Below are 15,048 nucleotides of genomic sequence, written 5' to 3' on the forward strand. Positions count from 1 at the left end.
TCAGGGGCTAACCTTCGTTTCGTTCAACTGCACTACGGTTGGACGCTGCCGCTTCGCTTTCGCGTAGAAAATAACAGCCCCTGCTTTTCAGGGGCTAACCTTCGTTTCGTTCAACTGCACTACGGTTGGACGCTGCCGCTTCGCTTTCGCGTAGAAAATAACAGCCCCTGCTTTTCAGGGGCTGTTATTTTTGCTATGATTAAATAGCATATTTATGTAGAAAGAATAGTCCTAAGAGGAGGATTTTTAGTATGGCATTAGTATCTATGAAAGAGATGTTAATTAAAGCAAAAGCAGAAGGTTATGCGGTTGGTCAGTTCAACATCAACAACCTTGAGTGGACTCAAGCAATTTTACAAGCAGCTGAAGAGGAAAAATCTCCAGTTATTCTAGGCGTTTCTGAAGGTGCAGGAAAATATATGGGCGGATTTATTTCCGTTGTACACATGGTAAAAGGTTTAATGGAATCTTATGGCACTACGGTACCTGTAGCTATTCACCTTGACCATGGTTCAAGCTTTGAAAAATGTAAAGAAGCTATTGATGCAGGCTTTACTTCTGTAATGATCGATGCTTCTCATCATCCATTTGAGGAAAATGTTGCGACTACTTCAAAAGTAGTTGAGTACGCTCATTCGAAAGGTGTTTCTGTTGAAGCTGAGCTTGGCACAGTAGGTGGTGACGAGGATGGCGTAATCGGTGGTATTATGTACGCTGATCCAGAAGAATGCCGTAAAATGGTTGAAATGACTGATATCGACTGTTTAGCACCAGCACTTGGCTCTGTACATGGTCCTTATAAAGGAGAACCAAACTTAGGCTTTAAAGAAATGGAAGAAATCTCAAACTTAGCAGACCTTCCATTAGTATTACATGGTGGTACAGGTATCCCAACAAAAGATATTCAACGCTCAATTTCATTAGGTACAGCAAAAATTAACGTCAATACTGAAAATCAAATTGCTGCTACAAAAGTAATTCGTGAAGTTCTTGATAACGATAAAGTTGTTTATGATCCTCGTAAATTCCTTGCACCAGCACGTGAAGCGATTAAAGCGACAGTTATTGGGAAAATCCGTGAATTTGGTAGTGCACAAAAAGCATAATTTTAGTATCTAATACGCAAAAAAAACAGAGATGAATACACATAATAAGAGAAGTGTTGATGTTGTTATCGACCTTCTCTTGTTTTTGAAATAAAAAATTTTTGGCAAAAATTTAAATAATAGGCTTATCACCAAAAGTGGTATAGTAAATTGATTGCCGTTCCAACTGATGGGTCCTAAGAAAGCGCCCAGTCAGAACGGAAATCAACTTCAAGTAGGATGATGAGTCAAAATAGTGATTAGGAGGAAAAAATAATGAAATTTTTTATAGATACAGCAAACTTTGAAGAGATTAAAGAAGCACACGCATGGGGTATTTTATCAGGTGTTACAACAAACCCATCATTAGTTGCAAAAGAAGAGAATGTTTCTTTCCATGATCGACTTCGTGAAATCTCAGAGCTTGTAGATGGCTCAGTGAGTGGGGAAGTAATCTCTCTAGATGCAGCAGGTATGATTAAAGAAGGCTTAGAATTGGCTGAAATTGCTCCGAATATTACAGTTAAACTGCCAATGACTCCAGCTGGTTTAGAGGCATGTCGCTTCTTTGCAGACAAAGGTATTAAAACGAACGTAACATTAATTTTTAGTGCCAACCAAGCATTAATGGCTGCTCGTGCAGGTGCTACATATGTATCACCATTTATCGGTCGTTTAGATGATATGGGTCAAAACGGTGTAGAACTAATTGAAACGATTGCAGATATTTTTACAATCCATAATATCGATACGCAAATTATTGCTGCATCAATTCGTCATCCGCAACACGTAACAGCTGCAGCACTTGCAGGTGCACATATTTCGACTACTCCATTTAAAGTATTAAAGCAACTTTTCAATCATCCACTAACGGAAAAAGGAATTGAAGGATTTTTAGCGGATTGGAATAAGAGAAAAGGCGAATAATAAGATTATATAGTGAGCCAATTGCAGAAAAATTACTTTCCAATCATGAGGGAGAACGCAAAATGGATGTTTATAAAATTACAGGCGAAAATCGCCTACAGGGTACAATAAAAGTTAGTGGTGCAAAAAATAGTGCAGTCGCCTTAATTCCAGCATCAATTTTGGCGAACTCTCCAGTGACAATTGGAGGGTTACCAGAAATTTCTGATGCGTGGACGTTAAAGGCATTATTAGAGGAAATCGGTGGAGAAGTGTCATTTGAGGATGGCATAATGACAATTGATCCAACGGAAATGATTGCTTTACCATTACCGAACGGCAACGTGAAAAAACTTCGTGCTTCCTATTACTTAATGGGAGCCATGCTTGGTCGCTTTAAAAAAGCTGTGATTGGTTTACCGGGAGGCTGCTTCTTAGGGCCGCGTCCTATTGACCAACATATTAAAGGCTTTGAGGCATTGGGTGCGAAAGTTACGAATGAGCATGGAGCGATTTATTTACGTGCTGATGAATTAATTGGTGCCAAAATATTTTTAGACGTTGCCAGTGTGGGAGCAACCATTAATATTATGTTAGCTGCTGTTCTTGCAAAAGGACGTACGGTTATTGAAAATGCAGCAAAAGAACCAGAGATTATTGATGTAGCAACTCTTCTCACTAACATGGGAGCTAATATTAAAGGTGCGGGTACTAGTGTTATCCGTATTGAAGGCGTAGAGGAGCTTCATGGTACGGAGCATACGATTATTCCAGATCGTATTGAAGCTGCTACGTTTATGATAATGGCTGCCGCTTTAGGTGAAGGCATTACCATCGATAATGTTATTCCATTGCATTTAGAGGCGATTATTGCAAAGCTTCGTGAAATGGGTGTAAAAATCGAAATTGATGAAGAAAGTATTTTTGTACCCAAAACGGACCTATCCACATTGCAGGCCGTTGATGTGAAAACATTAGTGTATCCAGGGTTCCCGACTGATATTCAGCAACCACTTTCTGTATTAATGTCTCAAGCATTTGGTTCCTCAAAGATAACAGATACGATTTATTCAGCTCGATTTAAGCATATTGATGAACTTCGTCGTATGAATGCCATTGCACGCGTTGAAGGAAATACAGCTATTATTACAGGCCCTAATAAACTACAAGGTTCAACTGTAACAGCTACAGACCTTCGTGCTGGTGCTGCATTAGTATTAGCAGGGCTTTTAGCTGAAGGTGAAACAGAAATTCACGATATCTATCATATTGAGCGTGGGTATAGCTCACTTATTGAGAAATTACGTGATTTAGGCGCTGATATTCGACGTGAAACAATAATGGCACGCGTAGCAGAGACAAAGGAATAATGAGAGCTAAAAGTTTTGAACTAACTATGTTACAATAGAGGTAATTTGAATGTTTCGGCGAAGAAACATGCCGATAACGGGAGGCAAATAAGACAATGGAACGTAGTTTATCGATGGAAGTAGTACGAGTAACAGAGGCAGCAGCAATCGCATCCGGGAAATGGATGGGCCGCGGTTTAAAAATTGAGGCAGATGATGCAGCAACGACAGCGATGCGCGTAATGTTCGATACAATTCCAATGCATGCTACAGTAGTGATTGGTGAAGGCGAAATGGATGAAGCACCAATGCTTTATATTGGTGAAGAGCTTGGCTTACGCAATGGTGGTCCTAAAGTAGATATTGCAGTTGACCCATTAGAAGGTACAAATATTGTAGCGAAGGGTACAAATGGTGCAATGACAGTTCTTGCTATTGCAGATAAAGGGAATCTGTTAAACGCGCCTGATATGTACATGGAGAAAATTGCAGTAGGACCAGAAGCGGCTGGTAAAGTAGATATTAACGCTTCTGTTACGTATAATTTATTACAAGTAGCGAAAGCTAAAAATAAAGATATTTCGGACGTAGTAGCTACACTTTTAGATCGACCACGTCACCAAGCAATTGTTGATGAAATCCGAGAAGCTGGAGCACGTATTAAATTTATTCAAGACGGTGATGTTGGAGCAGCTATCAATACTGCTTTTGATGAAACTGGCATTGATATTATGTTTGGTACAGGTGGTGCACCAGAGGGTGTTATTTCAGCTGTTGCTTTAAAATGTCTAGGTGGAGACTTCCAAGCGAAGCTAGTGCCAGAAGATGCTGAACAGTTAGAACGCTGCGAAAAAATGGGTGTAGACGTAGAAAAAGTTCTTTATTTAGATGACCTAGTTAAAGGTGACGATGCTATTTTTGCAGCGACTGCTGTAACAGATTGTGAGCTATTAAAAGGTGTTCAGTATAAAGGAGCCTACGCATTAACACATTCAGTAGTTATGCGAGCTAAATCTGGAACTGTACGATTTGTAGAAGGTCGTCACGCTCTTGATAAAAAACCTAGCTATAAATAAAATTTTCTTCTAAAATATACCTAGTGCATCTTTTTTTGCACTAGGTACCTTCTTCTAAATTTTCAACCATCCCATAGTTTTATAAGGCTATGTTATGCTTCAATGTTTTGCCTAATAAATTGAAGTATCTATCGCCCTGCTTAATTTCTAACGAACAACTGAAAATGCTGACAGGTACGAAAAGATTAACTTTATCTTCATGTAGCAAAATGCTATTGTATTGAAAGTAAAGTGTAACAATTATGCCAAGGTGATATAGGCCTATCACAAAAAACTTCTATGATAACCCCAAAAATGAAAATTATATTTTGAAAAAGACTGGAGTTGTGCACATGTCTGCATTGACAATCGCTCAATTAGAAAACATGACGTTAAAGGAGCTTTATGCCCTAGCACGCCAATATAAAATTTCATATTATAGCAAGCTAACGAAAAAAGAATTAATATTTGCTATTTTGAAAACTCGTTCGGAGCAAGAAGGCTATTTCTTTATGGAAGGCGTACTAGAAATTGTTTCGCAAGAAGGCTTTGGCTTCCTTCGACCAATTAACTACTCTCCAAGTAAAGAGGATATCTATATTTCTGCTTCTCAGATTCGTCGTTTTGACCTACGAAATGGGGACAAGGTATCTGGTAAAGTACGTCCACCTAAAGAAAATGAACGCTATTATGGACTACTACAAGTAGACGCTGTTAACGGTGAAGACCCAGAAGTAGCTAAAGAACGTGTGCATTTCCCTGCATTAACGCCTTTATATCCTGATCGACAAATTAAGCTTGAAACTACACAACGCAATTTATCGACACGTATTATGGATTTAGTGGCACCTGTAGGCTTTGGGCAGCGTGGATTGATCGTTGCACCACCAAAAGCAGGGAAAACGTCATTATTAAAAGAAATCGCGAATTCGATTACAACAAATTATCCAGATGCAGAGTTAATTGTATTACTAATTGACGAACGCCCTGAGGAAGTAACTGATATTGAACGTTCAGTAAATGCTGATGTAGTGAGCTCGACTTTCGATGAGGTTCCAGAAAATCATGTGAAAGTTGCAGAAATTGTATTAGAACGTGCACGCCGCTTAGTTGAGCATAAGCGTGATGTTATTATTTTAATGGATTCTATTACACGTTTAGCACGAGCGTATAACTTAGTTATTCCTCCGAGCGGTCGTACGCTTTCAGGTGGTATTGACCCTGCTGCGTTCCATCGACCAAAACGATTCTTTGGTTCGGCACGTAATATTGAAGAAGGCGGTAGTTTAACAATTTTAGCAACTGCATTAGTGGATACAGGATCTCGTATGGATGAGGTCATTTATGAAGAATTTAAAGGAACAGGTAACCTAGAGCTTCATCTTGATCGCCAATTAGCAGAGCGTCGTATTTTCCCTGCGCTTGATATCCGCCGTTCAGGTACACGTAAGGAAGAGCTTCTACTTGAGCCTGAGCAACTTGAAAAGCTATGGGCAATTCGTAAAACATTCTCGGACGCACCTGATTTCGCGGAGCGCTTCATGAAAAAATTACGTACAACAAAATCAAATGAAGAATTCTTTGAAAAGCTAAATGAAGATATGAAAAAAGCTACTAAAGGCAAAGGCCTACTATAATCATGAATCACCATTGACTAGCAATAGTCGATGGTGATTTTTTTATTTAATCAAAAATAATTGAAATTGAGAATCATTATCAATATAATAGTTCCATATAATTCTATTTTTAAAAGGAGACGGAAATGAATTATGATGCTTATATGCTTCTATGGCAAAATGCAAATATCCAGTTAAAGCAAATTGACTATGTTAGTAATACCGATGTTCGAATGACAAAGGTTTTAAAAAATAGCGCATTCCTTGTCATGACAGCAGGAGATGCAGAAATTGTCATTGATGACCAACCTTATCATGTACAGCGCTTTAGTATTTTCCATATTGGAAAGTCCAAATCCCTTCATATTACGGCACCAAATAGCATTAGCTACTTCCTTATCTCTTATAAAGGAGATGTCATTTACAAAGATGCTTTTATGCAACATTTACAGATACAATATCAGCCATTCCAAACGACTTTCTCTTGTATACCTGCAAATCCAGTAGCCTTACATACAATTTTGCAAGATATGTACAGCAAATGGCAGTCGGGCTCTATTCAAGAGCATTTATCAGTGAAAGCATCCTTTTATGAGTTCGTCTATCGTGTTTTTCGAGAACTGGCTGAGGGGCAGGGGGAATCGCACGACATTGATAGGGCAGAAGCAGCACGTCTGTATATAGAGCAAAACATACATGAATCTTTATCCATACAGGCACTTGCTGATTTACTTAACATAAGTGCACGTCATTTATTACGTATTTTTAAGGCTCGTTATGAAGTAGGTCCACAAATTTATTTACAGCAGCTAAGAATAGAAAAGGCTAAGCATTACTTGGTAGAAAATCAATATGGCATAAAAGAAATAGCTATTTCGCTTGGATTTGAAGATGAATATTATTTTAGTCGGGTTTTTAAAAAGGCAACAAATATGGCACCAAGTAATTTTAGGCTGAAATATACATCAAACTTGTCCGAAATCGCCATTACAAATGAGAATCATTTTCAATACAATAAGAAACAGCTCGCGCAAGCAAAACAATTTGAAAATGAGGAAAATAACATAATGATGAAAAAAATAAGTAGGCATGTAAAAATACCATTTTTGCTAAGTTTGTTCGTTTTACTTGCAGCATGTGGAGAAGATACAAAGCAATCTGTTGAACATAAAGAGAATGAACCTAAGTCAGAAGAAGTAAAGACTAGAACTGTGACAGATGATAGTGGACGACAAGTAGAGATTCCAGTAAAAGCAGAACGGGTAGTGACAGACTGGTATCTTGGACAAATTCTAGCGTTGGATGTTATCCCAGTAGGAGCAGTGACAGCTAATTTAGACTTTGCAGCATTTTTAAAATCGTATTACAAGGAAGGTGATATTTCCAATATTGGTACAGATGGGAGTGCATCATTAGAAAAGATCTTAGAATTAAAGCCAGATTTAATCATTACATGGAATAAAGAAGATGTAGAAAAATATGAAAAGATTGCACCAACTATTGTATTTTCGGAAACAGCACATAAATCGGCTACCGATGAAGTTAAAGCGATGGGAGAATATTTAGGTCGTCAGGACGAAGCTAACGCATTTGTTCAAGATTTTGAGAAACGTATAGCGCAAGCACAGGAAAAAATAAATAATGTTATCCCAGAAGGAGCTACTTTTACTATTTATGATGTATTCGAAAAAAATGCAACAGTTGTAGGGAATTCAAGTGTGTCAGGTGGTAGAGCACTTTATCAAATACTTAATATGAAGCCTCAGGAAAAGGTACAGGAGCTTTTCGATACGAAAGAATCTACAGGTGGGCGTTATGAAATTTCCTATGAAGTGGTAGGAGACTATGTTGGGGATTATGTTTTTGTTATTAATTTCTTTAATAAAGAAGAGAAATTCCCTTCCACTTGGAAAAATCTCGATGTTGTCAAAAATAATAAAACAATAGAATTAGAACCAGAATATTATTTTGCTTCTGATCCACTCTCAGGATTACATCAAGCCGAAGACCTTGCTGACAAAATAGTAGAGTTTACAAAGGTTCAACAAAAGTAATAAATAGTACAAAGTAATGTGAGCTACCTGTGTATGATTGGGTAGCTTATTTACTAGAATACTATGAATGATATTGATAATAGGAGGCTTCCTCAATGTTATTACAGCGTTTTTTTTCATATTACAAGCCCTATAAAGGATTATTTATTTTAGATTTTTCCTGTGCCATACTAGTAGCCCTTATCGAATTAGCATTTCCAATCGTATTAAATAAGGTGATTGATGATATTCTACCAGACGGTGAACTGAAGTGGATTATTATGGCTAGTTTATTATTATTCGTTTTATATATTTTTAATTCTATTTTACATTTTATCGTTTCGTATTGGGGACATATGTTAGGTATCAATATTGAGACGAATATGAGAAGGGAAGCATTTAGTCACGTTCAAAAGCTTTCGTTTCGTTATTTCGATAACAATAAAACAGGACATCTAGTTTCAAGATTGACGAATGATTTAATGGACATTGGTGAACTTGCGCATCATGGACCAGAGGATATGTTTATTGCTGCAATGACGATTGTAGGTACATTCGGAGTTATGTTTTACATTGATCCAACCTTTACAATACTAATTTTCCTACTAGTTCCAATCATCTTAATTTTAACGATTATTTTTGGGAAGTTAATGTCCAAAGCATTCCGTCAAATGTTTGGGGATATTGCAGATTTTAATGCACGTGTTGAAAACAATGTAAGTGGTATTCGTGTTGTACAAGCCTTTACGAATGAAGAGCATGAGATTAAGCGCTTTAAAGTAAACAATGAAAGATTTCGAATGACAAAACTTTTTTCCTATAAAGTAATGGCTTGGAATGAAGCGATTTCAGGCATTCTCACAAAAATTTTGTCATTATTCACGCTATTTGTAGGTGCATATTTCGTTTTAAAAGGCCATTTAACAAATGGTGAATTCATTGCATTTATTTTATTATCAGGTATTCTCTTAAACCCAATCAATAAAATTAATATGTTTATTGAAAGTTATCCGAAAGGAATGGCAGGGTTTAGAAGATACATTGAATTTCTAGAAACAGCACCTGAAATTGCAGATCGTTCAGAGGCAAAAGCTATCGATGAAATTGAAGGTGAAATTACATTTACTAATGTATCGTTTGGTTACTCTGAAAATAATCATGCCTTACATCATATTAATTTACAGGTACATCCTGGTGAAACGGTTGCGTTAGTAGGTCCATCTGGTGCAGGGAAGTCTACCATCTGCAGTTTATTACCACGTTTTTATGAAGTAAATGAAGGTTCAATAAAAGTCGATGGCATTGATATACGAGATTTTAAGCTGCAATCATTACGTTCACATATAGGAATTGTTCAACAGGAAGTCTTTTTGTTTGATGGCACAATTCGAGAAAACATTGCTTATGGTGATTTAAACGCGAGTGAGGAAGATATTTGGTTTGCTGCACAGCGAGCGCAGCTTACAGATGTCATTAAAGCGCTACCTGATGGTATGGATACATTAGTTGGTGAACGTGGCGTGAAATTATCAGGCGGACAGAAGCAAAGATTATCGATTGCACGTATATTCTTGAAAAATCCTAAAGTATTGATTTTGGATGAAGCAACGTCTGCTTTGGATACAGAAACCGAGCAGGCAATTCAACAAGCCTTAAACGAGCTCGCAATAGGCCGTACAACATTAGTGATTGCACACCGTTTAGCAACGATAAAAGATGCTGATCGAATTGTCGTTGTATCGAAAAAAGGAATTATAGAAGAAGGTACTCATGAGCAATTAATGGATAGACAAAATGCTTATTATGGTTTGTATACAGCGCAATTTGGCTTACAAATCTAAGCTAGTAATTTGTCATTTTATCATCACTCAGCGCAATGACGCCAAGGCGAAATTAATAAAAGGAGGGAAGGGTTATATGTCAGTTCTTGAAATAGATCGTGTGGCTATTGGTTACTCCTCGACGCTCATTGTACATGATTTAAGTGTAGAAATTCCAAAAGGACAAATCTCAACGATTATTGGTCCAAACGGCTGTGGCAAATCTACCTTATTAAAGGCAGTTGCGCGTGTACTACGGACCCAAGATGGAGCAGTTTACTTAGATGGAAAAGCGATTCATCAATTAAAGACAAAAGAAGTGGCGAAAAGAATGGCGATTTTGCCTCAAACAGCAACAGCTCCAGGAGGATTAACAGTTTTTGAACTAGTATCCTATGGCCGTTTTCCACATCAAGCAGGGTTTGGTACATTGCACAAGGAAGATTATGAATATATTCATTGGGCTATAGATGTTACAGGCCTTAGAGAGTTTAGTGACCGTCCGATAGAGGCACTATCCGGTGGGCAACGTCAACGAGTATGGATTGCCATGGCATTAGCTCAAGGAACAGATATTTTAGTACTTGATGAACCTACTACTTATTTAGATTTAGCACATCAGCTCGATATTTTATTACTGTTACAAAAGCTAAATAAAGAGGAAAAACGAACGATTGTGATGGTATTACACGATTTGAACCATGCTTCTCGTTTTTCACACTTTATGATTGCAATGAGAGACGGACAATTAATTGTGAATGGTCAGCCAAATGAAGTGATGACAAAGCAAAATTTACAAAAGGTGTTCAATATTGATGCAGAAATGGCTGTCTGCCCATATAGTAAAAATCCTATCTGCTTATCTTACCAACTGCACGACATGAAAGAATAGCGTTAAGTAGGGAATTGAAATCGTAAGGATTAAGGAGGAAGTGTATGACTACGTCGACAGGAGTAGGAGGGCTCAGAGATTTAGATGAACTACAACAGCGATCTCATCCAGTCCGTGGTGTAGTAGCTTTAATTGTTGGGGTGATAGGGTTAATATTTGCAATCGGTTTGTCAATTTCATTTGGTGCCGCAGATATATCATTGAGTACTGTATGGACAGCTATTACTCATTTTTCACCGGATGTAACAACACATCAAATTATACATGATATTCGATTACCACGAGTGTTAGGCGCAGGATTAGTAGGTGGATGCTTTGCGGTCGCAGGTGCGATTATGCAAGGTATGACACGCAATCCATTGGCGGATTCTGGATTATTAGGGTTAAATTCTGGGGCCGCGTTTATGCTAGCAATCTGCTTTGCTTTTTTCCCTAATTTATCGTACATGTATATAGTTTTATGGTCATTTGTTGGAGCGGGCTTAGGTGTTGCGATTGTTTATGGCGTAGGTTCACTGTCAAAAGGTGGTCTAACGCCAATGCGATTAGTGTTGGCAGGTGCTGCTGTAAGCGCTCTACTAGGTGCGCTAGGAGAAGGTGTTGCTCTTTATTATCGTATTGGACAAGACTTAGCCTTCTGGTATGCAGGAGGTGTTTCAGGTACAAAGTGGTATCATCTTCAAATATTATCGCCATGGATACTGGCGGCAATGATTGGAGCTCTAATTTTATCACGTTCCATTACATTACTCAGTTTAGGTGAAGAAATTGCCGTAGGACTTGGGCAACGTACTAACGTAGTAAAAATATGGGGAATGGTGATTGTTTTAGTGTTGGCAGGAGCGGCAGTATCAGTCGTAGGAGCAGTCGGGTTTGTTGGCTTAATCGTTCCGCATTTTATGAGATACATAGTTGGACACGATTATCGGTGGATTATTTCGTGTTCATTAATTTATGGAGCATTACTTGTTGTGTTGGCTGACCTTGTTGCAAGGATGATCAATCCACCTTACGAAACACCAATTGGAGCGCTAATTGCCTTTATTGGAGTTCCATTCTTCCTCTATATAGCCCGTAAAGGAGGAAAAGAACTATGAGTAATAGTTTTTTAACAGTAACTCAACAAAAAGCTAAAAAGAAAAACTTCTTAATTCTAAGTGCGCTAGCTTTATTAATAGTCATCACATTCGTCATTAGTATGAATACAGGGGTTATAAAGCTAACACCAATGGAGGTTATTCGAACACTTTTTGGTCAGGGCGATGCCCAACAGCAACTTATTTTATTTGAATTTAGGCTACCTCGTATTGTTATTGCAGTTTTGGTGGGGATGGGCTTAGCAGTTTCAGGGGCTATTTTACAAGGCATTTCTAAAAATGCTCTAGCTGACCCAGGCATTTTGGGTATAAATGCAGGAGCTGGACTTGCAGTTATGCTTTATATTTCATTTTTTCCATCTACTAAAGCAGCACCTGTATTTTTACTGCCAGTGTTAGCATTTGTAGGATCAGGGATGACAGCTGTTTTAATTTATATACTCTCTTATCGACGTCATGAAGGAATTACCCCAATGCGATTACTATTAACAGGGATTGCAGTAGCAGCGGGTATTAGCTCAGCGATGATTGTGCTGACGCTGCGTTTAACACCTGAAAATTATCAATTCGTTGCAACGTGGCTAGCAGGTAGTATTTGGGGATCAAATTGGAGATTCGTAGTATCTTTATTGCCATGGTTACTAATTTTACTACCATTTGTGTATTCAAAATCCCGCGTATTGAACGTTATAAATCTAGGAGAAATAACAGCAGTCGGTTTGGGAGCTTCTATTGAAAGGGAGCGTCGCTGGCTTCTTGCGGCTTCTGTAGGATTAGCTGGGGCAAGTGTGTCAGTAAGTGGGGGGATTGGATTTGTTGGATTAATTGCTCCACATTTGGCACGTCAGCTCGTTGGGGCTAAACATCAGTTTTTACTGCCAGCCGCCGCACTCTTAGGGGGATTATTAGTTTTAATGGCCGATACAATCGGCCGCTTAATCTTAGAGCCATCAGAAATTCCAGCAGGGATTGTTGTAGCAGTTTTAGGAGCACCATATTTCTTATATTTATTAGCACGTTTAAAGGAATAAAAGGGAGTGTTTCAATTTCTGAGGAGTGAAATGATGAAAAAAAGAACTATATTTTTAATTATAGTAGCATTTATGCTTGTGGGATGTAGTAGCAATGACGAGACATCAGTGAATGGTGATCCTAAAGCAGAGACAGAAGCAACGACAAAAAAGATATCAACTATTAATGGAGAAATAGAAATTCCTACAAAAGTTGAGCGACTTGTAGTGGATGCATATTTGCCAACTTCATTACTATTAGGGGTAAAGCCAGTAGGTGCGACACAACGAGATTTAGATAATGTCCACATTCAAGATCAAATTGATGCTATAGAAAATACAGGGGAAAGTGCAGTTGAATCTATTTTAGCATTGAATCCAGATTTAATTATTACAGCTGAAGCGGATGCAGAATCGTATGAAAAGTTATCCAAAATAGCACCGACTGTTGTTTTGCCCTATGAAACCTACCGTAGTGTGGAAGAAGAAGTAAAAGGGCTCGCTGAAATTTTAGGAAAACAAGCTGAAGGAGAAGCTTGGCTGAAAATGTTTGCAGAGAAAGTATCAGAAAATCGTGAAAAGTTAGCAGAAGTTTTAGATCCAAATGAAACGTATTCTATTTTTGGAGCATACAGCAAAGATTTTTATTTATACGGTGATGGTATTTATCGTGGTGGGCAAGCAATATATAAGCAATTGCAACTAAAAGCACCCCAAAGTACTCAAAAGGAGTTAATTGACACTGGGGAAACGTACAAGCAAGTCTCTTATGAAGTATTACCTGAATATGCGGGAGATTATATTTTCTTAGATGAATCGAATGGTGCGGAGCTAAACAGAGAAGATTCTTTGTGGAAGTCAATGGATGCAGTGAAAAATAACAATGTATTTTATTTAGATGCAGAAAGATTTTGGGCGTTTGACCCGGTTGCTGTACTTGCCCAAGTAGAAGAAGTGACAAATATGCTGTTAGAAAAGAAAAAGAGTGAAAAATAAAAGGTGAAATGAGGAATGCCGAATATGACGATAGAAATGTATGATGTAACGATTGTTGGTGGGGGACCCGCAGGTCTTTATACATCTTTTTATAGTGGGATGCGCGATTTAAAGACAAAAATTATAGAATATAGCTCTCAACTTGGTGGTCGAATGTTAATTTATCCTGAAAAGATGATTTGGGATGTTGGTGCTGTGACACCAATATTAGGTGGACAGCTAATTGAACAACTAGTTGAACAGGCAAAAACATTTGATCCAACGATAGTATTAAATCAAAAAGTTGAAAAATTAGAAAAGCAGAGTGATGGTACATTTATATTAACGTCCTCAACAGGCGAGAAACACTATTCGAAAACGGTCATTTTAGCAGTTGGATACGGTGTACTTTCTATGCAAAAGCTCGAGATAGCTGGAGTAGATCGCTATGAGGTGACAAATTTATATTACACAGTACAGGAATTAGAAATTTTCCGTAATAAGCATGTTTTAATTTCTGGTGGTGGTAATTCTGCTGTAGATTGGGCAAATGAGCTAGAGCCAATTGCGGCTAGTGTAACAATTGTTCATCGACGTGATGAATTTGGTGGTCATGAAAAAAATGTTATAAAAATGCGCGAATCCTCTGTATCTATAAAAACACCTTACGAAGTGGTGCAATTGCATGGTGATGGTGATTTAATACAGTCCGTGTCAATCGCCAATAAAGAAACAGACGAAGCCGAACAATTAGAAGTGGATGCAGTCATCGTTAATCATGGCTTAAAATGTGATTATGGCGCACTTGAAAAGTGGGGCCTAGATATTCAAGACGGAGTAGCTATTGTCAATGAAAAGCGCGAAACAAATATAGAAGGTGTTTATGGTGCAGGAGATTTCGTAGATCATCCTTCTAAGGTGAGATTAATAGCAGGTGCATTTACGGATGGTATTTTAGCATTGAATAGTGCAAAGCTTTATTTAGAGCCGGACGCACCAAAAGTGGCGTACGTGTCTTCCCATAATATTCGATTCAAAGAACGAAATAAAAAAATAGGATTAGTGGATAATGACTATCGTGAAGTACGCGGTTAACTCAATAAATCACCATCGACTAGCAATAGTTGATGGTGATTTTTTTTACCATAATGTGAATTAAACTGAAGTTATTCCGATAAAAGCTAAGATTGATCCGATAAAACGAGAAAAT

13 protein-coding genes are annotated in these 15,048 nt (G+C 38.0%); all 13 read left to right on the forward strand.

Annotation, left to right across the window (positions count from 1 at the left end):
* The coding region (locus ACQKN4_RS00500; RefSeq protein ID WP_427481655.1) for a hypothetical protein at window positions 1-207 on the forward strand (207 nt) is incomplete at its 5' end.
* Window positions 208-251: 44 nt separating this feature from the next.
* The gene (locus ACQKN4_RS00505) at window positions 252-1,106 is read left to right on the forward strand and encodes a class II fructose-bisphosphate aldolase (protein ID WP_079559383.1); all 855 of its coding nucleotides are present in this window, start codon (window positions 252-254) and stop codon (window positions 1,104-1,106) included.
* A 255-nt stretch (window positions 1,107-1,361) separates the two neighbouring features.
* On the forward strand, window positions 1,362-2,012 hold the full coding sequence (gene fsa / locus ACQKN4_RS00510; protein ID WP_079559384.1) for a fructose-6-phosphate aldolase: 651 nt from the start codon (window positions 1,362-1,364) through the stop codon (window positions 2,010-2,012).
* A 62-nt stretch (window positions 2,013-2,074) separates the two neighbouring features.
* On the forward strand, window positions 2,075-3,361 hold the full coding sequence (locus ACQKN4_RS00515; RefSeq protein WP_079559385.1) for a UDP-N-acetylglucosamine 1-carboxyvinyltransferase: 1,287 nt from the start codon (window positions 2,075-2,077) through the stop codon (window positions 3,359-3,361).
* A 95-nt stretch (window positions 3,362-3,456) separates the two neighbouring features.
* Entirely contained in the window at window positions 3,457-4,416 is a 960-nt protein-coding gene (glpX, locus tag ACQKN4_RS00520; protein ID WP_079559386.1) for a class II fructose-bisphosphatase, read from the forward strand.
* A 332-nt stretch (window positions 4,417-4,748) separates the two neighbouring features.
* A complete protein-coding gene (rho, locus tag ACQKN4_RS00525; RefSeq protein WP_049668004.1) occupies window positions 4,749-6,032 on the forward strand; it encodes a transcription termination factor Rho in 1,284 nt (427 codons plus the stop codon).
* 125 nt (window positions 6,033-6,157) lie between these two features.
* Window positions 6,158-8,065, forward strand: coding sequence for an AraC family transcriptional regulator (locus ACQKN4_RS00530; RefSeq protein ID WP_427481658.1), 1,908 nt, complete (start codon window positions 6,158-6,160; stop codon window positions 8,063-8,065).
* Between the two features lie 95 nt (window positions 8,066-8,160).
* Entirely contained in the window at window positions 8,161-9,885 is a 1,725-nt protein-coding gene (locus tag ACQKN4_RS00535) for an ABC transporter ATP-binding protein (RefSeq protein WP_427481660.1), read from the forward strand.
* Between the two features lie 76 nt (window positions 9,886-9,961).
* A complete protein-coding gene (locus ACQKN4_RS00540; protein WP_079559389.1) occupies window positions 9,962-10,756 on the forward strand; it encodes an ABC transporter ATP-binding protein in 795 nt (264 codons plus the stop codon).
* A gap of 44 nt (window positions 10,757-10,800) precedes the next feature.
* On the forward strand, window positions 10,801-11,853 hold the full coding sequence (locus tag ACQKN4_RS00545; protein WP_079559390.1) for a FecCD family ABC transporter permease: 1,053 nt from the start codon (window positions 10,801-10,803) through the stop codon (window positions 11,851-11,853).
* Window positions 11,850-12,884, forward strand: coding sequence for a FecCD family ABC transporter permease (locus tag ACQKN4_RS00550; protein ID WP_079559391.1), 1,035 nt, complete (start codon window positions 11,850-11,852; stop codon window positions 12,882-12,884). Before ACQKN4_RS00545 ends, ACQKN4_RS00550 begins: the two co-directional genes overlap by 4 nt.
* A gap of 30 nt (window positions 12,885-12,914) precedes the next feature.
* On the forward strand, window positions 12,915-13,859 hold the full coding sequence (locus tag ACQKN4_RS00555; protein WP_427481664.1) for an ABC transporter substrate-binding protein: 945 nt from the start codon (window positions 12,915-12,917) through the stop codon (window positions 13,857-13,859).
* Between the two features lie 24 nt (window positions 13,860-13,883).
* Complete coding sequence (locus tag ACQKN4_RS00560) at window positions 13,884-14,933, forward strand: NAD(P)/FAD-dependent oxidoreductase (protein ID WP_079559802.1); 1,050 nt, start codon at window positions 13,884-13,886, stop codon at window positions 14,931-14,933.
* Window positions 14,934-15,048 lie beyond the last annotated feature (115 nt).

The sequence above is a fragment of the Lysinibacillus sp. NPDC093692 genome, from assembly GCF_050280125.1.
Lineage (GTDB): Bacteria > Bacillota > Bacilli > Bacillales_A > Planococcaceae > Lysinibacillus.

Coding starts and splice junctions, on each gene's coding strand:
- ACQKN4_RS00505 (WP_079559383.1), top strand. CDS start 252: ATGGCATTAGTATCTATGAAAGAGATGTTAATTAAAGCAAAAGCAGAA.
- fsa (WP_079559384.1), top strand. CDS start 1,362: ATGAAATTTTTTATAGATACAGCAAACTTTGAAGAGATTAAAGAAGCA.
- ACQKN4_RS00515 (WP_079559385.1), top strand. CDS start 2,075: ATGGATGTTTATAAAATTACAGGCGAAAATCGCCTACAGGGTACAATA.
- glpX (WP_079559386.1), top strand. CDS start 3,457: ATGGAACGTAGTTTATCGATGGAAGTAGTACGAGTAACAGAGGCAGCA.
- rho (WP_049668004.1), top strand. CDS start 4,749: ATGTCTGCATTGACAATCGCTCAATTAGAAAACATGACGTTAAAGGAG.
- ACQKN4_RS00530 (WP_427481658.1), top strand. CDS start 6,158: ATGAATTATGATGCTTATATGCTTCTATGGCAAAATGCAAATATCCAG.
- ACQKN4_RS00535 (WP_427481660.1), top strand. CDS start 8,161: ATGTTATTACAGCGTTTTTTTTCATATTACAAGCCCTATAAAGGATTA.
- ACQKN4_RS00540 (WP_079559389.1), top strand. CDS start 9,962: ATGTCAGTTCTTGAAATAGATCGTGTGGCTATTGGTTACTCCTCGACG.
- ACQKN4_RS00545 (WP_079559390.1), top strand. CDS start 10,801: ATGACTACGTCGACAGGAGTAGGAGGGCTCAGAGATTTAGATGAACTA.
- ACQKN4_RS00550 (WP_079559391.1), top strand. CDS start 11,850: ATGAGTAATAGTTTTTTAACAGTAACTCAACAAAAAGCTAAAAAGAAA.
- ACQKN4_RS00555 (WP_427481664.1), top strand. CDS start 12,915: ATGATGAAAAAAAGAACTATATTTTTAATTATAGTAGCATTTATGCTT.
- ACQKN4_RS00560 (WP_079559802.1), top strand. CDS start 13,884: ATGACGATAGAAATGTATGATGTAACGATTGTTGGTGGGGGACCCGCA.